Origin of the sequence: Citrobacter sp. wls613 (assembly GCF_005281195.1) — a bacterium.
Classification (GTDB): Bacteria; Pseudomonadota; Gammaproteobacteria; order Enterobacterales; family Enterobacteriaceae; genus Citrobacter; species Citrobacter gillenii.
The window spans coordinates 83,861-105,127 of sequence record NZ_SZXN01000041.1 but is presented as its reverse complement, the minus strand read 5'-3'; the positions used below and the strand labels follow the sequence as shown (position 1 = coordinate 105,127).

General features: G+C 46.5%; 19 protein-coding genes. All 19 read left to right on the top strand.

Features of this window, described 5'->3' with window-relative positions; translation table 11 throughout:
- The coding region (locus FDX01_RS06900; protein ID WP_249360893.1) for a phosphomannomutase CpsG at positions 1–987 on the top strand (987 nt) is incomplete at its 5' end.
- Positions 988–1,041: 54 nt separating this feature from the next.
- Positions 1,042–2,436 (top strand): undecaprenyl-phosphate glucose phosphotransferase, encoded by a 1,395-nt coding sequence (gene wcaJ, locus FDX01_RS06895; RefSeq protein WP_137399497.1) that lies wholly within the window; start codon positions 1,042–1,044, stop codon positions 2,434–2,436.
- Positions 2,437–2,438: 2 nt separating this feature from the next.
- Positions 2,439–3,917 carry an MOP flippase family protein gene (locus tag FDX01_RS06890; protein WP_137399496.1) on the top strand — a complete coding sequence of 493 codons (1,479 nt, stop codon included), beginning with the start codon at positions 2,439–2,441 and terminating at the stop codon, positions 3,915–3,917.
- Between the two features lie 65 nt (positions 3,918–3,982).
- The gene (wcaK, locus tag FDX01_RS06885; RefSeq protein WP_137399537.1) at positions 3,983–5,263 is read left to right on the top strand and encodes a colanic acid biosynthesis pyruvyl transferase WcaK; all 1,281 of its coding nucleotides are present in this window, start codon (positions 3,983–3,985) and stop codon (positions 5,261–5,263) included.
- Positions 5,260–6,480, top strand: a complete 1,221-nt coding sequence (gene wcaL / locus FDX01_RS06880; protein WP_137399495.1) for a colanic acid biosynthesis glycosyltransferase WcaL — start codon at positions 5,260–5,262, stop codon at positions 6,478–6,480. Before wcaK ends, wcaL begins: the two co-directional genes overlap by 4 nt.
- An 11-nt stretch (positions 6,481–6,491) precedes the next feature.
- Positions 6,492–7,886, top strand: coding sequence for a colanic acid biosynthesis protein WcaM (gene wcaM, locus FDX01_RS06875; protein ID WP_137399494.1), 1,395 nt, complete (start codon positions 6,492–6,494; stop codon positions 7,884–7,886).
- Between the two features lie 155 nt (positions 7,887–8,041).
- On the top strand, positions 8,042–9,037 hold the full coding sequence (locus tag FDX01_RS06870; protein ID WP_137399493.1) for an SDR family oxidoreductase: 996 nt from the start codon (positions 8,042–8,044) through the stop codon (positions 9,035–9,037).
- A 229-nt stretch (positions 9,038–9,266) separates the two neighbouring features.
- On the top strand, positions 9,267–10,160 hold the full coding sequence (gene galF, locus FDX01_RS06865; protein ID WP_137399492.1) for a GalU regulator GalF: 894 nt from the start codon (positions 9,267–9,269) through the stop codon (positions 10,158–10,160).
- A 442-nt stretch (positions 10,161–10,602) separates the two neighbouring features.
- On the top strand, positions 10,603–11,793 hold the full coding sequence (locus tag FDX01_RS06860) for a UDP-N-acetylglucosamine 4,6-dehydratase (protein ID WP_137399491.1): 1,191 nt from the start codon (positions 10,603–10,605) through the stop codon (positions 11,791–11,793).
- A gap of 15 nt (positions 11,794–11,808) precedes the next feature.
- On the top strand, positions 11,809–12,951 hold the full coding sequence (locus FDX01_RS06855; RefSeq protein WP_137399490.1) for a LegC family aminotransferase: 1,143 nt from the start codon (positions 11,809–11,811) through the stop codon (positions 12,949–12,951).
- Between the two features lie 5 nt (positions 12,952–12,956).
- On the top strand, positions 12,957–14,120 hold the full coding sequence (gene neuC / locus FDX01_RS06850) for a UDP-N-acetylglucosamine 2-epimerase (protein WP_137399536.1): 1,164 nt from the start codon (positions 12,957–12,959) through the stop codon (positions 14,118–14,120).
- 6 nt (positions 14,121–14,126) lie between these two features.
- Positions 14,127–15,200: an N-acetylneuraminate synthase gene (gene neuB, locus FDX01_RS06845; RefSeq protein ID WP_137399489.1), complete on the top strand. Its 1,074-nt coding sequence runs from the start codon at positions 14,127–14,129 to the stop codon at positions 15,198–15,200.
- Positions 15,193–15,840, top strand: coding sequence for an acetyltransferase (locus FDX01_RS06840; protein ID WP_137399488.1), 648 nt, complete (start codon positions 15,193–15,195; stop codon positions 15,838–15,840). The genes neuB and FDX01_RS06840 overlap by 8 nt, the downstream gene beginning before the upstream one ends.
- 18 nt (positions 15,841–15,858) lie before the next feature.
- A complete protein-coding gene (locus tag FDX01_RS06835; RefSeq protein ID WP_137399487.1) occupies positions 15,859–16,917 on the top strand; it encodes a nucleotidyltransferase family protein in 1,059 nt (352 codons plus the stop codon).
- 1 nt (position 16,918) lies between these two features.
- On the top strand, positions 16,919–17,902 hold the full coding sequence (locus FDX01_RS06830) for a Gfo/Idh/MocA family oxidoreductase (protein WP_137399486.1): 984 nt from the start codon (positions 16,919–16,921) through the stop codon (positions 17,900–17,902).
- The gene (locus FDX01_RS06825) at positions 17,899–18,594 is read left to right on the top strand and encodes an acylneuraminate cytidylyltransferase family protein (RefSeq protein WP_137399485.1); all 696 of its coding nucleotides are present in this window, start codon (positions 17,899–17,901) and stop codon (positions 18,592–18,594) included. The genes FDX01_RS06830 and FDX01_RS06825 overlap by 4 nt, the downstream gene beginning before the upstream one ends.
- Positions 18,587–19,348, top strand: coding sequence for an oxidoreductase (locus tag FDX01_RS06820; protein ID WP_137399484.1), 762 nt, complete (start codon positions 18,587–18,589; stop codon positions 19,346–19,348). Before FDX01_RS06825 ends, FDX01_RS06820 begins: the two co-directional genes overlap by 8 nt.
- Before the next feature lie 132 nt (positions 19,349–19,480).
- The gene (locus tag FDX01_RS06815; RefSeq protein WP_249360898.1) at positions 19,481–19,876 is read left to right on the top strand and encodes an acyltransferase; all 396 of its coding nucleotides are present in this window, start codon (positions 19,481–19,483) and stop codon (positions 19,874–19,876) included.
- Positions 19,877–19,971: 95 nt separating this feature from the next.
- The gene (locus tag FDX01_RS06810) at positions 19,972–21,225 is read left to right on the top strand and encodes an oligosaccharide flippase family protein (RefSeq protein ID WP_137399483.1); all 1,254 of its coding nucleotides are present in this window, start codon (positions 19,972–19,974) and stop codon (positions 21,223–21,225) included.
- Positions 21,226–21,267 lie beyond the last annotated feature (42 nt).

Genomic DNA, 21,267 nt, shown 5'->3' with positions numbered 1-21,267 from the left:
CTGGCGGAAGCCAACGACTTCCCGCCTGTGGATGCGTCCCGACGTGGCCGTTACACCGCCATCAATCCGCGCGCGGCTTACATTGATCATCTGCTTGGTTACATCGACGTCAAAAACCTTAAACCAATGAGGCTGGTGCTTAACGCCGGTAACGGCGCGGCAGGCCCGGTGCTGGACGCCATTGAAGCCCGTTTTCAGTCTCTCGGTGTCCCGGTTGAATTGATCAAGATCCACAACACGCCTGACGGCACCTTCCCGAACGGTATTCCCAACCCGTTGCTGCCGGAATGCCGGGCGGATACCCGTAATGCGGTGATTGAACACGGCGCGGATATGGGGATTGCCTTTGACGGCGATTTTGACCGTTGCTTCCTGTTTGATGAGAACGGCCAGTTTATTGAGGGCTACTACATTGTCGGCCTGCTGGCGGAGGCGTTTCTGGAGAAAAATCCGGGCTCGAAGATCATTCATGACCCGCGTCTGTCGTGGAACACGGTCGATGTGGTGACGGCGGCGGGCGGTAAGCCGGTGATGTCGAAAACCGGTCATGCCTTCATTAAAGAACGAATGCGCCATGAAGATGCCATTTACGGCGGCGAAATGAGCGCCCATCACTATTTTCGTGATTTTGCCTACTGCGACAGCGGAATGATCCCGTGGCTGCTGGTAGCGGAACTGTTGTCCCTGAAAGGACAGCGGCTTGGCGAACTGGTTCGCGACCGCATGGCGGCGTATCCGGCGAGCGGGGAAATCAATAGCACTCTGGCAGAACCGAAGGTGGCGATTGACCGGGTAGAGCAGCATTTCTCCGGCGAGGCGCTGGCGGTGGACAGAACCGATGGCATCAGCATGTCGTTTGTCGACTGGCGCTTCAATTTACGTTCCTCCAATACCGAACCGGTGGTGCGCCTGAACGTGGAATCGCGCGGAGACATTCCGTTGATGGAAGCGCGAACGCGCACTCTTCTGGCGTTGCTGAATCAGTAATGCCGGTGCTTCCCTTGCCCGACAGTGGGCAAGGGGTGACTAACAGGAACCACGATGACACATCTAAAAAAGCGCCAACGCGCGAAAACCAATGCGTCGTTAATCTCAATGGTGCAACGCTTTTCAGATATCACCATCATGTTTGGCGGACTGTGGCTGGTCTGTGAACTGAGCGGTTTGCCCTTCCTGTACATGCACCTGCTGGTGGCGTTGATCACGCTGGTGGTTTTTCAGATGCTGGGGGGGATCACCGATTTTTACCGTTCCTGGCGCGGGGTCAAAATTTCCACCGAGCTGGTGCTGCTGCTGCAAAACTGGACGCTGAGCCTGGTCTTCAGCGCGGGGTTAATTGCCTTTAACAACGATTTTGATAACCGATTCGCCGTCTGGCTGGCGTGGTATCTGCTGTCCAGCGTCGGTCTGCTGCTGTGCCGCGCGTTTATTCGCTACATTGCAGGGTGGCTGCGCAATCGTGGATATAACACCCGTCGGGTGGCGGTAGCGGGCGATCTCCCTGCCGGACAGCTGCTGCTGGACAGCTTTCGCCATGAACCGTGGCTGGGCTTTGAAGTGGCGGGCGTCTATCACGATCCCGTCCCAGGAAAAAACTCCCGCGACTGGGCCGGAAATCTGCAACAGCTGGTGGATGACGCTAAAGCTGCCCGCATTCACAACGTCTATATTGCCATGTCGATGAATGACGGCACCCGCGTAAAAAAACTGGTGCGCGACCTGGCTGACACCACCTGTTCGGTGATCCTGATCCCCGACGTCTTTACCTTCAACATCCTGCATTCACGCATTGAAGAGATGAACGGTGTGCCGGTGGTGCCGCTGTACGACACGCCGCTGTCGGGCATTAATCGCCTGCTGAAACGCGCGGAAGATATCGTGCTGGCTTCGCTAATCCTGCTGCTGATTTCCCCGGTGCTGTGCGGTATTGCGCTGACGGTGAAGCTCACCTCAAAGGGGCCGGTGATTTTCCGCCAGACCCGCTACGGCATGGACGGCAAGCCAATCAAGGTGTGGAAGTTTCGCTCGATGAAGGTGATGGAAAACGACGCGGTCGTCACCCAGGCGACACAAAACGATCCGCGTGTCACCCGCGTGGGTAATTTCCTGCGCCGCACCTCGCTCGATGAGCTGCCGCAGTTTATTAACGTGCTGACCGGTAGCATGTCGATCGTCGGGCCGCGCCCGCACGCGGTGGCACACAACGAGCAATACCGCACGCTTATCGAAGGCTACATGCTGCGCCATAAGGTGAAACCCGGCATTACCGGCTGGGCACAAATCAACGGCTGGCGCGGGGAAACCGACACGCTGGAAAAAATGGAAAAACGGGTGGAGTTTGACCTCGAGTACATTCGCGAATGGAGCGTGTGGTTCGATATCAAGATTGTTTTTCTGACGGTATTTAAGGGTTTTGTTAACAAAGCGGCGTATTAAACATGAGCTTACGAGAAAAAACCCTTAACGGTGCCAAGTGGTCGGCGATTGCCACGGTTTTCATCATTGGCCTTGGGCTGATTCAGATGACCGTGCTGGCGCGCATCATTGACGCCCATCAGTTCGGTCTGCTGACCGTGTCGCTGGTGATTATCGCACTGGCCGATACGCTCTCCGACTTCGGCATTGCCAACTCCATTATCCAGCGCAAAGCGATTGGCTATCTTGAACTTACCACCCTGTATTGGCTGAACGTCGGGCTGGGGATGCTGGTGTGCCTGGCGATGTTCCTGCTCAGTGAGGTGATTGCTGATGTCCTGAATAACCCCGACCTGGCACCGCTGATTAAAACGCTGTCGCTGGCGTTTGTGCTGATCCCGCACGGGCAGCAGTTCCGTGCGCTGATGCAAAAGGACATGGCGTTCAACAAAATTGGCATGATTGAAACCAGCGCGGTGCTGGCCGGGTTTACCGTGACCGTGATCGGCGCCCATTTCTGGCCGCTGGCGATGACTGCCATTCTGGGGTATCTGGTGAACTGCGCGCTGCGTACGCTGCTGTTTGGTTATTTTGGTCGCCAGATTTACCGCCCCGGGATGCATTTTTCACTCGCATCGGTGACGTCGAACCTGCGCTTTGGCGCCTGGCTGACGGCCGACAGCATCATCAATTATGTCAATACCAACCTTTCCACGCTGGTGCTGGCCCGAACGCTGGGCGCAGGCGTGGCGGGCGGATTTAATCTGGCCTGGAACGTGGCGGTGGTCCCGCCCATCAAGCTGAACCCGATTATCACCCGCGTGCTGTTTCCGGCGTTTGCCAAAATACAGGACGACAGCGAAAAACTGCGGGTGAATTTTTACAAGCTCCTGTCGGTGGTCGGCATTATCAACTTCCCGGCGCTGCTGGGCCTGATGGTAGTGGCGAACAATCTGGTACCGCTGGTGTTCGGTGAGAAATGGCGCGCCATCGTCCCGATCCTGCAACTGCTGTGCGTCGTTGGGCTGCTGCGATCTGTCGGTAATCCGATAGGTTCGTTACTGATGGCAAAAGCCCGCGTTGATATCAGCTTCAAATTCAATGTCTTCAAAACCTGTCTGTTTATTCCGGCCATTCTCGTTGGCGGACATCTGGCAGGCGCGATGGGCGTGACGCTGGGCTTTTTGCTGGTGCAGGTAGTCAACACCATTCTCAGCTACTTCGTGATGATTAAACCGGTGCTGGGGCCGAGCTACAGGCAGTACATGCTCAGCCTGTGGCTGCCGTTTTATCTCTCCATACCGACGCTGGTGATTAGCTATGGGCTGGGCATTGTGCTGCAGGGCCAACTGGCGTTAAGCCTGCTGCTGGGTCTGCAGGTAGCGGCGGGCGCGCTGGCATTTGCGGTGACGATTGTGCTGTCGCGCCACCCGCTGGTGGCGGAACTCAAGCGCCCGTTTTGCCGCAGTGAAAAAATGAAAACCTTGCTCCGCGCAGGCTGAATTGGGTTTGTTGTAGGTCGGATAAGGCGACAGCCGCCATCCGGCAATGATTGAAAGAGGTCATGATGAAAGTATTAATTCTCGGCAACCATACCTGCGGCAACCGTGGCGACAGCGCCATTTTGCGCGGTTTGCTGGATGCCATTAACACGCTGCAACCGCAGACGGAAGTGGATGTGATGAGCCGTTATCCGGTGAGCTCTTCCTGGCTGCTCAATCGCCCGGTGATGGGCGATCCGCTGTATTCGCAGATGAAGCAGCACAATAACGCCGCCGGCGTAGTGGGGCGGGTGAAGAAAGTCCTGCGTCGGCGCTATCAGCATCAGGTTTTGCTCTCGCGCGTGACCGATTCCGGTAACCTGCGCAATATCGCCATCGCCCAGGGCTTTACTGATTTTGTCCGTCTGCTGTCGCGCTATGACGCCATCATCCAGGTGGGGGGATCGTTTTTTGTCGATCTGTACGGCGTGCCGCAGTTTGAACATGCTCTGTGCACATTTATGGCGAAAAAGCCGCTGTACATGATTGGTCACAGCGTCGGGCCGTTCCAGGATGCACAATTTAACCAACTGGCGAATTACGTCTTCGGCCACTGTAATGCCCTGATTTTGCGTGAGTCCGTCAGTCTGGACTTGATGAAACGCAGCGAAATCACGACCGAGAAAGTGGAGCACGGCGTCGATACCGCCTGGCTGGTTGATAATCATCAGGCCGATTTTGAACCCAGCTATGCCGTCCGGCACTGGCTACACACAGTGGCACAGCAAAAAACCGTCGCCATCACCCTGCGGGAGCTGGCGCCGTTTGATAAACGTCTGGGCACCACGCAGCAGGCCTATGAGCAGGCGTTTGCCGGGGTGGTGAACCGTATCCTCGACGAGGGTTACCAGGTGATGGCGCTGTCAACCTGTACCGGCATCGACAGTTACAACAAAGATGACCGCATGGTAGCACTGAACCTGCGCCAGTACGTTAACGATCCGGCCCGGTATCACGTGGTGATGGACGAACTGAATGACCTCGAAATGGGGAAAATTCTCGGGGCGTGCGAGTTAACCGTGGGCACCCGTCTGCACTCTGCCATCATTTCCATGAACTTTGACACCCCGGCGATTGCCATCAACTACGAGCATAAATCAGCGGGGATTATGCAGCAGCTGGGGCTGCCGGAGATGGCGATTGACATCAGCCATCTGCTGGACGGCAGTCTGCAAACTCAGGTGGCCGACGTGCTCGGGCAGTTGCCGGCACTCAATGTACGGCTGAAAGAGGCCGTGCAGCGTGAGCGTGAACACGGCATGCGGATGGTGCAATCGGTACTGACGCGCATTGAGGAGCAAAAATGAAGGTTGGCTTTTTCCTGCTTAAATTTCCGCTCTCATCTGAGACCTTTGTGCTGAATCAGATAACCGCGTTTATCGATATGGGTCATGACGTCGAAATTGTCGCGCTGCACAAGGGCGATCTCGAGAACACACATGCCGCCTACGAGGCGTACCGATTGGCCGACAAAACGCACTGGCTGCTCGACGAGCCACAACGCAAGCGAGCCAAGCTGCAATACCGGGGCGCGGCGGTGTGGCAGGGCATTACCCGGGCGGCGACCTGGAAAGCGCTGAATATCTCTCGCTATGGCGAAGAAGCGCGCAACCTGATTCTGGCAGCGATATGTGGGTTAACCCGTAAAACGTTTCATGCCGACGTGTTTATTGCCCACTTTGGACCGGCGGGCGTGACGGCGGCGAAGCTGCGTGAACTGGGCGTGATAAGCGGCAAAATCGCCACGGTGTTTCATGGCATCGATATTTCGCACCGGGAGGTGCTCGCCCGCTATACCCCGGAGTATCAAACGCTGTTTCAGCGCGGCGATCTGATGCTGCCCATCAGCCATCTGTGGGCCGGACGGTTAAAAAATATGGGCTGCCCGCCACAGAAGATTGCCGTATCGCGCATGGGCATTGATATGACGCGCTTTACCCCTCGTGAGGTGAAAGCGCCGGGAGAAAAGCTGGAAATTCTTTCGGTTGCGCGACTCACCGAGAAAAAAGGGCTGCATGTGGCTATCGAAGCCTGTCGTCAGCTAAAAGCGCAGGGTGTGGCGTTTCGGTATCGCATTCTGGGAATTGGCCCGTGGGAGCGGCGCCTGCGCACGCTGATTGAGCAGTATCAACTCGATGATGTGATTGAGATGCCCGGCTTTATGCCCAGTCATCAGGTCAAAGCGATGTTAGAACAGGCGGATGTATTTCTGCTGCCCTCCATCACGGGAGCGGATGGCGACATGGAGGGGATCCCGGTGGCGCTGATGGAGGCGATGGCGGTGGGGATCCCGGTAGTGTCTACCGTGCACAGCGGTATTCCCGAGCTAGTGGAGTCCGGTAAATCCGGCTGGCTGGCGCCTGAAAACGATGCGCAGTCGCTGGCTGAACGGCTGGCGGCGTTCAGTCAGCTTGATAGCCAGGAGGTGACACCGATTGTGCTGCGCGCGCGTGAAAAAATCGCCACGGAATTCAATCAATCCGTTATCAATAAACAGTTAGCCAGCCTGCTGCACGCGCTGTAAACCGAGGTTGTATGCCAGAGAAAAAACTCTCCCGACGTACCTTTATTACGGCAGGCTCTGCGCTTGTCGTACTCCATTCTCCCGCTGTAAGGGCGCTGGAAGCCGCGCGCAGCGTCAATATTCAAGATTATAACCCGAATGACTGGGTCGCTTCTTTCCGCCGGGCTTTCGCTGAAGGGCAAACCGTCGTGGTCCCTGCGGGTGTGGTCTGTGAAAACATGAATACCGGCGTATTTATCCCACCGGGAAAAACGTTACGCGTACTCGGGCGCGTGAGCGGCAACGGACGCGGTCGGTTTGTTCTGCAGGAGGGAAGCCAGGTAACCGGGGAGGGCAGTGGGAGCCTGCACAATATCACCCTCGACGTGCGGGGTTCAGATTGTGTTATCAAAGGACTTGCGATGAGTGGTTTCGGCCCGGTGACACAAATTTATATCGGCGGCAAGACCCCGCGGCAGATGCGCAATCTCATCATTAATGATATCACCGTCAGCCACGCGAACTATGGCATCCTGCGCCAGGGATTTCACAACCAGATGGACGGTGTGCAGATAACCAACGGCCATTTTAGTGATCTGCAGGGCGATGCCATCGAGTGGAATGTGGCGATTAACGACTGCGACATCCTCATCTCGGATCATGTTATTGAGCGTATTAACTGCACTAATGGCAACGTGAACTGGGGGATTGGCATCGGACTGGCGGGCAGCACGTATGACAATAGCTACCCGGACGCGCAGGCGGTGAAAAACTTTGTGGTGGCGAATATCACCGGATCTGATTGTCGCCAACTGGTCCATGTTGAGAACGGCAAACACTTTATCATTCGTAACGTTAAGGCTCGCAATATCACCCCGGATTTCAGTAAGAAAGCGGGCATTGATAATGCCACGATAGCTATATATGGTTGTGACAATTTCGTGATTGATAATATCAATATGAAACAGAGCGCAGGCATGTTAATTGGTTACGGCGTAATCAAAGGGCGTTATTTATCTATTCCGCAAAACTTTAAGCTGAATAATATTCATCTGGATAATAGTCAGCTCGAGTCTACTTTACGCGGCATTCAAATTTCATCAGGCAATGCAACATCGTTTGTCGCCATCACCAACGTGGAGATGAGGCGGGCAACGCTGGAACTGCACAATCAACCGCAGCATCTTTTTTTACGCAATATCAAGGTGATGCAAAAATCCGCCGTTGGACCTGCGCTGAAGATGCACTTCGACCTCCGTAAGGATGTGCGCGGCAAGTTTATGGCTAAACAGGACACACTGCTGTCGCTGGCCAACGTCCATGTGGTGAACGAAGCCGGGCAAAGTTCGGTTGATATCGACAGAGTGAATCATCAGGTGGTGAACGTCGAGGCGGTGAATTTTCGCCTGCCGGCGCGGGTGAGGTAAGGTAAATCCCCACCATAATCTTACTGGATATCATTGGCTAAAAGATTATAATAACTCAATTACTGTTAAAGCTGGGGCTGGGCAGCATAGACTACTCAGGGAAGAAGCTCATCTTTATCACATGTTTCTTGTGTTACGAACAGACTAAGTGATTTATGAACGATAAAGTTTTGCTCATCGGTGCCTCCGGATTCGTCGGTACCCGACTCCTTGAAACGACTGTTGCAGATTTTGATATCAAAAATCTGGATAAACAGCAGAGTCATTTTTATCCGCACATCACCCAAATTGGCGATGTGCGCGATCAGCAAGCTCTGGATCAAGCGCTTTCCGGCTTTGACACCGTGGTTTTACTGGCGGCTGAGCATCGTGATGATGTTAGCCCCACTTCTCTTTACTATGACGTCAATGTTCAGGGCACCCGCAACGTTTTAGCTGCAATGGAGAAAAATGGTGTCAACAACATCATTTTCACCAGTTCTGTAGCCGTCTATGGCTTGAACAAAACCAACCCCGATGAAAAACATCCGCACGACCCATTCAATCACTACGGCAAAAGCAAGTGGCAAGCAGAAGAAGTCCTTCGTGAATGGCATGCAAAAGCACCAGAGGAACGCTCGCTAACCATTATCCGTCCGACCGTTATCTTCGGTGAGCGCAACCGTGGTAATGTTTATAATCTGCTCAAGCAGATTGCTGGCGGCAAGTTCATGATGGTTGGGGCTGGTACGAATTATAAATCAATGGCTTATGTGGGTAATATTGTTGAGTTTATCAAGTATAAACTGAAGAATGTGACCACCGGCTATGAGGTTTATAATTACGTTGATAAGCCTGACCTCAATATGAATCAACTGGTTACCGAAGTTGAACAGAGCTTAAGTAAAAAAATCCCCTCAGCACACTTACCTTACGCTTTAGGCATGTTAGGCGGTTATTGCTTTGATATTTTGGGCAAAGTGACGGGTAAAAAATATGCAGTTAGCTCTGTGCGCGTGAAGAAGTTCTGTGCCACAACACAGTTTGATGCAACTAAGGTCCATTCATCAGGTTTTGTTGCTCCTTACACATTGTCTCAGGGGCTGGATCGCACTTTAAAATATGAATTTTTGCACGATAAGAAAGATGACATTACGTTTGTCTCTGAGTGATGTTTGTCGCAATGAGCCTTAGCTACGATTTTTTTTCGGAAACTACGCCAAAAATTGCAACAATCATGAGTTTCCGAGAAATCTGAGTTAACTCGGGCATGGATGAAGTGTAGTGTTTGCAGACAGTTTATCTCAACGTCATGAGTTGTGTTGAGCAGAGAGTCAGCGATGCTGACTAACATGCGGCTAAAGTCTATACTTTATCAGCCGTTCAGAGGTAGGAGAGAGAATGACTAATTTGAAAGCAGTTATCCCGGTAGCGGGCCTTGGGATGCATATGTTGCCGGCCACAAAGGCAATCCCTAAGGAGATGTTGCCGATCGTCGACAAGCCAATGATTCAATACATTGTCGACGAGGTTGTAGCTGCTGGGATCAAAGAAATCGTTCTGGTAACTCATGCTTCCAAAAATGCCGTGGAGAACCACTTCGATACCTCTTATGAGCTGGAGTCACTTCTCGAACAACGTGTAAAGCGCCAGTTGTTGGCTGAAGTACAGTCTATCTGTCCTCCAGGCGTAACGATCATGAACGTGCGTCAGGCGCAATTGCTGGGCCTGGGCCATTCCATTCTGTGCGCGCGCCCGATTGTTGGAGACAACCCATTTGTCGTGGTATTACCAGACGTCGTTCTGGATACCGCGAGTGCCGATCCGCTGCGTTACAACCTGGCTGCGATGGTGGCGCGTTTTAATGAAACCGGGCGCAGCCAGGTATTAGCTAAGCGCATGGAAGGCGATCTTTCCGAGTACTCGGTTATTCAAACCAAAGAAGCGTTGGATAATGAAGGTAAAGTCAGCCGCATCGTCGAGTTCATTGAAAAACCGGATCAGCCGCAAACGCTGGATTCCGATCTGATGGCAGTAGGGCGCTATGTGCTGTCAGCGGATATTTGGGCTGAACTCGAAAAAACAGCACCGGGAGCATGGGGACGCATTCAGCTCACTGATGCCATTGCAGAACTGGCGAAAAAACAGTCTGTTGATGCTATGCTGATGACCGGTGATAGCTACGATTGTGGCAAGAAAATGGGATATATGCAGGCGTTTGTGAAGTACGGGCTGCGCAACCTGAAGGAAGGGGCGAAGTTCCGCAAGGGTATTGAGAAGTTACTTAATGAGTAAGGGATAGTCAACTTTTTGTAGTTAGGCTATAAAGCAATAACGGCAGTGGGTATTCTTTGCACTTAGGTATGTGTTCAGAATGTTCCTGTCGTTTTTTCATAAATGTAGTAATAACAACGGGTTGGTTAACCAAATTAAGTCATGCTTTTGGGTTTTTATCCTTGTTTCTGACAGCATTTGGTAAGACAATTAGCGTTTGAGTTTAAGAGAGTTCAGCCCGAGTAGCTAGCTCATGCACATCTTTAAAACGCACGCAGTGCACTGGTAGCTGTTAAGCCAGGGGCGGTAGCGTGCTGTTCTATCTAACAAAAGATGATTTTGGGTTGATTTATATCTTATTTTCTCAAATCATCATCAACAAAATGGATAAACTACTTCATGTCTAGATTTATTCTAATTGAAATGGTTTAAGTAATAACAAATAATCAACCAGGGCTAAAAAATGGATAATATCCTTCAGCTAATTGGACGCAATAAGACATTGTTTGGTGATGATGTTTCTGCAAAAGAAAAAGAATTAAAGAAAATTGTCTCTTCATCACGATTTCTTGTATTAGGCGGCGCTGGTTCAATTGGACAGGCTGTAACAAAAGAAATTTTTAAGCGTAATCCGCAAAAACTTCACGTTGTTGATATTAGTGAAAATAACATGGTGGAGCTGGTTCGTGATATCCGTAGCTCTTTCGGTTATATCGATGGTGACTTCCGGACTTTCGCGCTTGATATTGGTTCTGTTGAATATGATGCCTTTATAAAGGCTGACGGTAAGTATGATTACGTGTTGAATCTTTCAGCCCTCAAGCATGTTCGTAGCGAGAAAGATCCGTTTACGCTTATGCGCATGATTGAAGTGAATATTCTCAATACAGATAAAACAATTGAACAGTCTATTGCCTCCGGAGTGAAAAAATTCTTCTGTGTGTCAACGGATAAAGCTGCCAATCCGGTAAATATGATGGGAGCATCAAAACGCATCATGGAAATGTTCCTGATGCGTAAGAGTAAAGAGATCAATATCTCAACGGCGCGCTTCGCAAATGTCGCGTTTTCAGATGGTTCTCTTCTGCACGGATTTAACCAGCGTCTTCAAAAGCAACAACCGCTGGTGGCGCCTAGTGACATCAAACGCTATTTTGTCACGCCGCAAGAATCGGGTGAGCTATGTCTGATGTCGTGCATCTTTGGCGATAATCGTGACATTTTTTTCCCGAAATTGAGTGAAGCCCTTCATCTTATCTCGTTTGCAGATATTGCTGTTCTCTATCTCAATCAACGTGGATTTGAGCCGCATTTGTGCGAAACGGAAGACGAAGCACGTGAACTGGCTAAAACGTTACCTGCTCAGGGCAAATGGCCTTGCTTGTTTACTTCCAGTGACACTACGGGTGAAAAAGATTTTGAAGAGTTTTTCACTGATAAAGAAACCCTTGATATGGAGCGCTTCATTAATCTCGGAATTATCAAGAATGAAGCTCTTTATGATCCGGTGCTTTTAGCGAATTTTGAAGAGAAAATTCAGGCAATGAAAACATCGCTTGAATGGTCTAAAGAAGATATTGTTAAGCTGTTTTTTGAAATGATCCCAGACTTTGGGCATAAAGAAACCGGTAAATATCTCGACAGTAAAATGTAAGCAAGGCTTCCTGGTATGAATATAAATTCAATTATCGAGTTTGTTCGCGACGTATACAAAACGAATGCGTTTATTCCTTTGCATGCGCCAGTTTTTGATGGCAATGAAAAAAAATATGTACTGGATACGCTTGAAAGTACGTTTGTCTCAAGTGTAGGAAAATATGTCGACGACTTTGAACGCAAGATGGAAGCCTACACAGGGACGGCGCGTGCGGTTGCTACGGTCAATGGTACGGCGGCATTAAGTGCGGCGTTGTATCTGGCAGGTGTGAAGCGCGGCGATTTGGTGGTAACTCAGGCTCTGACTTTTGTTGCAACCTGTAATGCACTTTATCATCTTGGGGCAGAGCCCGTATTTACAGACGTCTCATCCGTTAGCCTGGGTCTTTGCCCTATTGCGCTCGATAACTGGCTCACTGAAAACACAGAGTTGACTGAACGGGGATGCCAGCATCGTACAACACGTCAGGTCGTTCGTGCTGTGGTTCCGATGCACACCTTTGGTCATCCGGTTGAAATGGATGAGCTGATTGCGGTCTGTAAGAAGTGGCATATTGTTCTGGTCGAAGATGCAGCTGAAAGTCTGGGGTCTTTTTATAAGGGCCACCATACTGGTACGCTTGGTGAGTATGGCGCTCTGAGCTTTAATGGCAATAAGATAATCACCACTGGTGGTGGCGGAATGGTCTTCTGTCGTTCATCTGAGGCTGGTATGCGTGCCAAGCATGTCACCACAACCGCTAAGGTACCGCATCCGTATGAGTTTTACCACGATGAACCCGGCTTTAACTACCGTATGCCTAACCTGAATGCCGCATTGGGCTGCGGGCAAATGGAGCGTCTGGATGTGTTTTTAAAACAAAAACGCATGCTTGCCCAGCGCTATGAAAATTTATTCAAAGGTTCAGAATTTAAATTCGTCAAAGAACCTGAATATGCGCAGTCTAATTATTGGCTGAATGCAGTAATGTGCGAAAACTTGGATTCTCGCGATGCCATTCTTGCGCAAATGAACGAAGCAAAAGTCATGGTTCGCCCAATATGGAAACTGATGCATCGTCTACCGATGTTTGAACACGCAATGCGCGATGACCTTAAAAATTCTGAGCAAATTGAGGCACGCTTGGTCAACTTGCCTAGCTCTCCTGTGGAATAAACGTGATGACAGCAACTACACGCAAGGTCGCAGTTTTTACCGGGACCCGAGCAGAATATGGATTACTTTATTGGTTAATGAAGGACATTCAGAGCGATGAGGAACTGCAACTGCAATTGCTTGTCAGTGGTATGCACCTTTCCCCTGAATTTGGCAATACATGGCAACAGATCGAGCAGGATGGTTTTTCAATTGATGAAAAAATTGAAATTTTGCTGTCCTCTGATTCTCCGGTCGGTATAGCAAAAAGTATGGGGTTGGGGGTTCTGGGGTTTGCTGATGCATTATCCCGGCTGAAACCTGATGTTTTGGTCATTCTTGGCGATCGTTTCGAAGCTCTCGCGGCGGCGCAAACCGCGATGATTCTCCGTATTCCGGTCTTCCATCTACATGGCGGTGAAATTACTGAAGGAGCCTACGATGATGCTATTAGACACGCCATCACCAAATTGAGTTATTTACACGGCACCTCCACGGAAGAATATAAAAATCGTGTCGTTCAGTTGGGTGAGAATCCTGCTCGTGTTGCCAATGTGGGCGCTATTGGGTTAGATCATCTGAAGCGCGGCAAGTTTATGACGGTTGAAGAGCTATCAACATCATTAAATTTTTCGTTAAAAAAACCGTATGTAGTTGTCACATATCATCCGGTTACTTTAGGATATGAGCCTGCTGAGGCGAGCTTTACAGCATTGCTGGAAGCGCTTGATAAATTTCCCGAGCTTCAGGTCATTCTGACCTACCCGAATGCGGATGATGGCGGTAGAAAAATTATTCCTTTACTTGAAGCCTATGCTGCTAAATCACCTGAACGTGTGAAAGCTATCCCATCACTTGGACAGGTGCGTTATCTCAGTGCGGTTAAATATGCTTCAGCTGTAGTGGGGAATTCTTCCAGCGGCATAATTGAGGTGCCTGCTTTCGACGTTCCTACGGTAAATATTGGCGTGCGCCAAAAAGGGCGTATTGCCGCGCAAAGTGTACTCAATTGTGATGCTACAACGGAATCTATCACTGCTACACTAACGTGTGCGATTTCGCGAAGTTACCTAAGGGAAGGAGAACAAGTATCTAATCCTTATGGGCAAGGGAATACGAGTGCTAAGATCATTGAGATGATCAAATCCATGAATTTTGTACCGAGCAAGACATTCTACGACATCAAGTGAAACTATATGACGCTTATTATTGCTGAGGCCGGTGTTAACCACAACGGCGACGAAAGACTGGCTTTTAAACTTGTTGATGCTGCTCATAAAGCAGGTGCGAATATCGTCAAGTTTCAAACATTCAAGGCGAAAAACCTGGTAACAGCCGAAGCGGTAAAGGCGGACTATCAGGTTGCGAATACTAAAAAGCAAGAATCACAGTTAGAAATGTTAAGTCGGCTGGAGCTTTCATGGGAAGCTCACCACAAACTAGTTAGTTATTGCAATAATCTTGGTATAGAATTCCTTTCTACCGCCTTTGATTCCGAGAGCCTAGATTTTCTTGTTAATGAGCTTGGCATCAAAAGGCTGAAGTTACCTTCAGGTGAATTAACTAACGCGCCTTTGGTACTTGAGCATGCGCGCACAGGTTGCGATATTATTGTCTCTACGGGAATGGCGACATTGGCTGAGATTGAGGCCGCGTTGGGCGTTATTGCTTTCGGATATACAGCACCTGAAGAGGCAGTGCCGAGTATTGAAGCCTTTCAGTGTGCGTATTCATCAGCGGTTGGTCAGAAAGCGCTTAAGGAAAAGGTTATCGTTCTTCATTGCACTACGGAATATCCGGCGCCAATGGAAGAGATTAATCTACGTGCTATGGATACGTTGCATCAGGCGTTTGGATTGCCTGTAGGGTATTCCGACCACAGTGAAGGGATAATGATTCCTGTGGCTGCTGTTGCACGTGGTGCGATAGTGATCGAAAAACACTTTACGCTTGATAAAAACATGGAAGGGCCTGATCACAAAGCATCGCTGGAACCTGTTGAACTGGAGGCAATGATTGCCGCTATCCGTCAGATTGAAAAAGCGCTGGGATATAGCATTAAAGCGCCAACAGTGTCAGAAATCAAAAACAAGAGCGTTGCGCGAAAAAGCCTGGTTGCTGCAAAAGCTATTATGGCGGGGGAAAGTTTCACATCCGATAATCTTGCAATAAAGCGCCCAGGTACAGGTATGTCTCCTTATTTATATTGGGATTTAATAAATAAAGTTTCCGGGAGTGATTATTTACCAGGGGAGCTAATTGGTGAATGATAATGTTCAGAAAAAACCACTTGTTATTATTGGTGGTGGGGGACATGCAAGCGTAATCGTTGATATTCTGAAAAAACAGAAACGAGAAATTATTGCTATTATTAGTCCTGATGATATCACCCAACGAAAGATATATTCAGGAATTAATGTTTATTCGAATGACAATGAAATCTCTCGTTTCCAACCAAAGAATATTCGCTTAATTAATGGAATTGGTGCCTTACCGGGCTCGGAAATCAGATATAAAGTTAATTTGCGTTTTGAAGAAATGGGCTATAGTTTTGAAACAATCATAGCTGATAACGCGTATGTATCACCCTTTGCCTTTTTAGGAGAAGGGGTGCAGATATTTCCTGGTGCCATAATTCAACCCGGTTCACATATTGGTGCTCATACTGTTATTAACACCCGTGCCGTCATTGAGCATGATGTGTTTCTCGGTGCATATAACGTCATCTCTCCAGGAGCTATAATATGTGGACAGTGCAAAACTGAAGAGCATGTATTCATTGGCGCAGGTGCAACTGTTATTCAGAATATTGAAATCGGATCAAGAGCCGCGATCATGGCGAACGCATTGGTAGCAAAAAACATACGATCACAACAGAAAGTTTATGCACCGCGTGCCACAGTCAGATAATCTTTCAGAAGGTATAAAATGACTCAGCAATGGAAAAATGTATTAGTCTCACCAGAAAGTTCGATACTTGAAGCACTCGAAATTATTAATAAAGAAGCATTGAGAGTTGCGCTGGTAGTTAATGAGGATAACACGTTATTAGGTGTCATTACCGATGGAGATATCCGTAGAGGGCTTTTGAAAAACCTGCCGCTGACTGCAGAAGTACAGCAGGTTATGAATAAAAAACCCGTAATAGCAAGTCCAGTTCTTTCCAAAAAAGAGCTGAATAATCTGATGTCATTGCACGGGATACTGTCTATACCATTAGTTGATAACGGCGTCATTGTGGGGCTGGAGACTATTGCAAGTGTCGCCACAACGGCAAAATATGATAATCCTGTTTTTATTATGGCCGGAGGGTTTGGTACTCGTTTGAGACCACTCACTGATAATTGCCCTAAACCAATGCTTAAAGTAGGTGATAAACCTATTTTAGAGACAGTAGTAAGAAGCTTTGTTAAAGCAGGGTTTACTAATTTATATATATCAACCCATTTTCTACCAGAGGTGATTCATCAGCATTTCGGTGATGGTGATGCGTTTAATGCAAAAATCACCTATATACATGAAGAAACTCCCTTAGGTACGGGAGGCGCGCTGGGATTACTTCCTGACTCCTTATCAGACACTTTGCCACTAATTATGATCAATGGTGATGTACTTACCAATATTGATTTTGAGCGTTTATTATCATTTCACACTAATAACAATGCTGATGCTACAATCTGTGTAAGAGAATATGATTACCAGATCCCATATGGCGTTATAACAGGTAATGGTAACAAAATAGTCAGCATGGTTGAAAAACCAGTACATCATTTCTTTGTTAATGCAGGAATCTATGTTGTTTCTCCTGACATTTTCAAATCCGTACCTAAAAATCATCGCATTGATATGCCGACGTTACTCGAGCAATTTATGAGTAAGAATAAAGATGTACTAATGTTTCCGATTCATGAGTATTGGCTTGATATTGGGCGAATGGATGATTTTAACCGTGCGCAGGCCGATATTCATTCGTTAGGACTGGATTAAAATGAAAAAGGTCGCTGTAATAGGCTTGGGAAATATTGCAACAAGGCATCGTCGTAATCTTAAAAAACTTTTTCCAGGTATTATTGTTTATTCTGTGTCTTCAAGTGAGCGAGTGCTATCCGAGTTAGTGAATGACTGTGATGGTTACCTGACAAATGTTGATGCTGTTATACAAGAACAAGTCGATTTGGTAATTGTTGCATCACCAGCAACTTACCATCTGCGACATAGTCAAAAATTTTTGGCAGCAGGAATTCCTACCTTTATTGAAAAACCTGTTACCGCTTCTTTCGATGACGCTAAGAAGTTACAAGAAATAGCAGAAAGACACGCAACTCCAGTGGCTGTAGGATATTGCTTACGCTATTTGCCATCTGCAAAAATAATTAAAAAATTAATTGATACGCAATTTGTTGGCAGTATTTACAATGTCAATATTGAAATCGGCCAATATCTCCCGGACTGGAGACCTTCAAAATCATATCGTGAAAGCGTATCAGCGAATAAATTTTTGGGGGGGGGAGTGCTGCTCGAATTAAGCCATGAACTGGATTATGCACAATGGATTTTTGGTGAACTGAAACTTGTGAATTCGGTACTGAGGACTTCGTCAGAACTTGAAATGGATGTTGAATCTTTAGCTGATGTTATGTTGATAAATTCAGCTGGTGCAATTATTAATATCCATCTTGATTTTCTTCAAAAGAAACCATGGCGACAATGTCATGTTATTGGCAGTAAAGGGCGGATTGTCTGGGATCTCATACGCAACGAAGTTATTTATCATACTGGCCAGGGTACCGATATTATTTTTAGCGATCCTGACTGGGATAAGAATGATATGTATACAAATATGTTGCTCGACTTCATAGCAGAAATATCCGGGAGTGAAAATGATTCTGTGACATTGGAGTCATCAACGAATATTGTTGGCTTAATTGAAAAAATAAAAGAAAAAAGTCAATATATTGGAGACGTTAAATGAAAATAAATGCTTTTATATTTGCACGTGGGGGATCAAAGGGATTACCTGGGAAAAATATTAAACACCTGGCAGGCAAACCTCTCCTGCAATACTCGATTGAGACGGCTAAACTGAGTCCTTCAATTTCCTCTGTATATGTTTCAACCGACGATGATGATATCGCTCTCGTAGCAGAAAATTGTGGTGCTATTGTTATTCGTAGACCGGTGGAGCTTGCCGGGGATACCACTCCGGAATGGCTAGCATGGCGTCATGCAATTGAGTGGGTTCAGAAAGAATTGGGTGATTTTGATGGCTTTGTAAGCCTGCCGGCTACGAGTCCTTTACGAAGTGTCGATGATGTCGAATGTGCTATTGCTAAAAGAGAAGAGTCTGGTGCAGACATATGCATCTCAGTCACTCCGGCGAGCAGAAGCCCTTATTTTAACATGGTAAAATTTGACGAAAGTGGCTATGTGAAGCTTGTCAACGAACCGGTTGGGCAGGTGATCAGAAGGCAGGATGCACCAGACGTATTTGATATTACTACAGTAGTGTATGCGACTACTCCACAGTTCGTTCTTAATAGCTATGGATTATTTTCAGGTAAAGTTGCAAGCATTGTTGTGCCTAAAGAACGTGCCGTCGACATAGATGATATTTTTGATTTTTACATGGCGGAAATTTTACTTAAGGAATTCAATCGTGACTAATATACTTAAAGGGAAAAAAATCCTTATAGCTGGGGCTGGTGGATTGCTAGGGACTCAGCTAGTTAAAAAAATCATTGATGAAGGTGGTTATGTTATTGCTGGTGATTATGACTTAGTGTCAACTCAGAATAAATTAAATGAGCTGAATATCACGGTTGGATATGAATTGTATCAGCTTGATGTAACAAGCCTTGAATCTGTTCAGAACATACTAGCCATTGCACCTGATCTGGATGGTGCTGTTAATACTACTTATCCGCGAAATAAAACTTACGGCGCTCATTTTTACGATGTAACGTTGGAAAGTTTCAACGAGAATCTTTCATTACATCTTGGCAGTTCATTTCTTTTCTCACAGCAGTGTGCTGCATATTTCCAAAAAAATCAGCATTCATTTTCACTTGTAAACATTTCTTCTATTTATGGTGTCGTGGCACCAAAATTCGAAATATACAAAAATACCAAAATGACAATGCCTGTTGAGTATGCAGCAATAAAATCTGCACTATTACATTTGAATAAATACATTGTTGCTTATGTCAGTGATAGTCGCTTTAAGATTAATTCGGTGAGTCCTGGTGGTATTTTCGATCATCAACCTGACTCATTCCTGGAAGCGTACAAAAAAGAAACTAATGGTATGGGGATGCTTGATGTTACAGACATACTTGGTAGCATTGTTTTTTTACTTTCAGATGAATCAAAGTATGTTACAGGGCAAAATATTATTATCGATGATGGGTTCACATTATGATCTCAATTGTTAGAAAAATAAAATTTTGGCTAACTTGTAATCGATTAGAACCCGATATAGCACTTACGCATTTTTTATTATATTCAACTCGGTTAGGTAATATTATTTGTAAGAGGAAATTAAAAAAACTTGGTGATAATTCTTTTTTTAGACCATTTGCATATGCTGTTGAGACACGATAAAATATCTATCGGTAATAACGTTGTAATTAGGCCGGGGACAATGCTCTTTGCATCCCCATTAGACGGAGGAGGGGTTACCCATATTGAAATTGCTGATGATGTATTGATAGGATTAGGAGTAAATATATATATTTCGAATCACTCTTTCAGTGACATTAACAAATCAATATATCTACAAGGGCATTCGGATATTCAGCCAGTAATATTAGAGCGAGGTTATTGGGTCGGTGCTAATGTAACAATTTTACCTGGGGTTACAATCGGTGAAAATTCTGTTGTCGGTGCCAATAGTGTTGTAACAAAAAAATGTGCCTACTTGTCATATCGCCGTTGGGAATCCAGCTAAAGTGATTAAAAGGGTAGATGAATAATATGACATCTATCGCTTTAGTTTATCTTGGTGTATTTGGTTTATATACTCAATAACAGTGGTTTCCCATTATGAGCTTGTTTAAGCGATCAGGGATTTATTTATTATCAAATGTTTTAAATGCCCTTATTCCGTTCCTGCTATTGCCAGTTTTAACTCATAATTTAAGCCCTGGCGAGTATGGGCAAATTGCAATGTTTCAGACCTTTATAACAGGTCTTGCTGCACTTGTTGGCTTAAATTCAGTTGGGGCTGCTAACAGAAAATTTTACGATGGAGATCATGATTCACTTCCAGTATATAACGGTTCATGCCTACACATATTATTTATATCAATATTGTGTTTAAGTGCGATTTCTTATTTTCTATCTGATGATATTGGGTTATTGTTAAGTATACCTATCCCTTGGATATATTTAGCTTTAGTTATTTCATTTGCAAATTTCATCATACAACTTAGACTTGGACAGTGGCAAATTCGAGAGCAGGCATTAAAATTTGGTACTATGCAAGTTAGTCAAAGTATTCTGAATTTTATTTTTTCAGTTATCCTTGTTATTATGTTAAAGCATGGAGCTCAAGGCAGAGTTGATGCAATTTTCGCAACCTCAGTGAGTTATGCACTGCTAAGTATTTTTTTTCTATATAAAGATAATTTAGTTAAGCTGACTATAATTCGGAAGGATTATATATCTGATGCCTTATCATTTGGTCTTCCTTTAGTTCCGCATGTAGTTGGAATGTTTTTCCTTAATTCCCTAGATCGTTTTTTTATAAACAAACAACTCGGCATCTCTGATGCCGGGGTTTATATGTTTGCAGTACAACTAAGTCTTGGAGTTGCTGTAGTCTTTGATGCTATAAACAAGGCTATGATTACTTGGCTATTCAAGATCTTAGCTGAAAATAGAGTCGAACAATTAAAACGTGTTGTTAAGTTTACATATTTTTTCTTTATTATTGTATTTTTACTTGGATGCCTCTCTTTTATTATTGGCCCTATAGTTGTAAATCTTATAGGTGGTGAGAAATTTTCTGAAGCTAATGATGTTATCGGTTGGCTGTGTTTGGGGCAATGTTTTGGTGGCATGTATCTAATGGTGACCAACTATCTGTTTTATGCAAAAAAAACAGGTCGTCTTTCAGTTGTAACGGTATCTTGCGCCATTTTGAATGTCTTTTTACTCATATTTTTAGTCAGGACCCATGGTATTGAGGGAGTTGCAGTCGCGTTTTGCACATCAATGTGTGTCCGCTTTTTGGCGACCTGGTGGCTTACTTCAAGACTCGATCTTGTTTCATGGAACATGTTTCGAAAATTTTAACCAATGAGTGGTTTGAGTTCATTAAATATTAGAAAAATGTTT

Bases quoted from the DNA above. Each gene is read 5' to 3' on its own strand.
- FDX01_RS06810 (WP_137399483.1), top strand. From the start codon at position 19,972: ATGAGCTTGTTTAAGCGATCAGGGATTTATTTATTATCAAATGTTTTA.
- FDX01_RS06890 (WP_137399496.1), top strand. From the start codon at position 2,439: ATGAGCTTACGAGAAAAAACCCTTAACGGTGCCAAGTGGTCGGCGATT.
- FDX01_RS06855 (WP_137399490.1), top strand. From the start codon at position 11,809: ATGAATATAAATTCAATTATCGAGTTTGTTCGCGACGTATACAAAACG.
- FDX01_RS06870 (WP_137399493.1), top strand. From the start codon at position 8,042: ATGAACGATAAAGTTTTGCTCATCGGTGCCTCCGGATTCGTCGGTACC.
- neuB (WP_137399489.1), top strand. From the start codon at position 14,127: ATGACGCTTATTATTGCTGAGGCCGGTGTTAACCACAACGGCGACGAA.
- FDX01_RS06835 (WP_137399487.1), top strand. From the start codon at position 15,859: ATGACTCAGCAATGGAAAAATGTATTAGTCTCACCAGAAAGTTCGATA.
- galF (WP_137399492.1), top strand. From the start codon at position 9,267: ATGACTAATTTGAAAGCAGTTATCCCGGTAGCGGGCCTTGGGATGCAT.
- neuC (WP_137399536.1), top strand. From the start codon at position 12,957: ATGACAGCAACTACACGCAAGGTCGCAGTTTTTACCGGGACCCGAGCA.
- wcaJ (WP_137399497.1), top strand. From the start codon at position 1,042: ATGACACATCTAAAAAAGCGCCAACGCGCGAAAACCAATGCGTCGTTA.
- wcaL (WP_137399495.1), top strand. From the start codon at position 5,260: ATGAAGGTTGGCTTTTTCCTGCTTAAATTTCCGCTCTCATCTGAGACC.
- FDX01_RS06860 (WP_137399491.1), top strand. From the start codon at position 10,603: ATGGATAATATCCTTCAGCTAATTGGACGCAATAAGACATTGTTTGGT.
- FDX01_RS06830 (WP_137399486.1), top strand. From the start codon at position 16,919: ATGAAAAAGGTCGCTGTAATAGGCTTGGGAAATATTGCAACAAGGCAT.
- wcaK (WP_137399537.1), top strand. From the start codon at position 3,983: ATGAAAGTATTAATTCTCGGCAACCATACCTGCGGCAACCGTGGCGAC.
- FDX01_RS06825 (WP_137399485.1), top strand. From the start codon at position 17,899: ATGAAAATAAATGCTTTTATATTTGCACGTGGGGGATCAAAGGGATTA.
- wcaM (WP_137399494.1), top strand. From the start codon at position 6,492: ATGCCAGAGAAAAAACTCTCCCGACGTACCTTTATTACGGCAGGCTCT.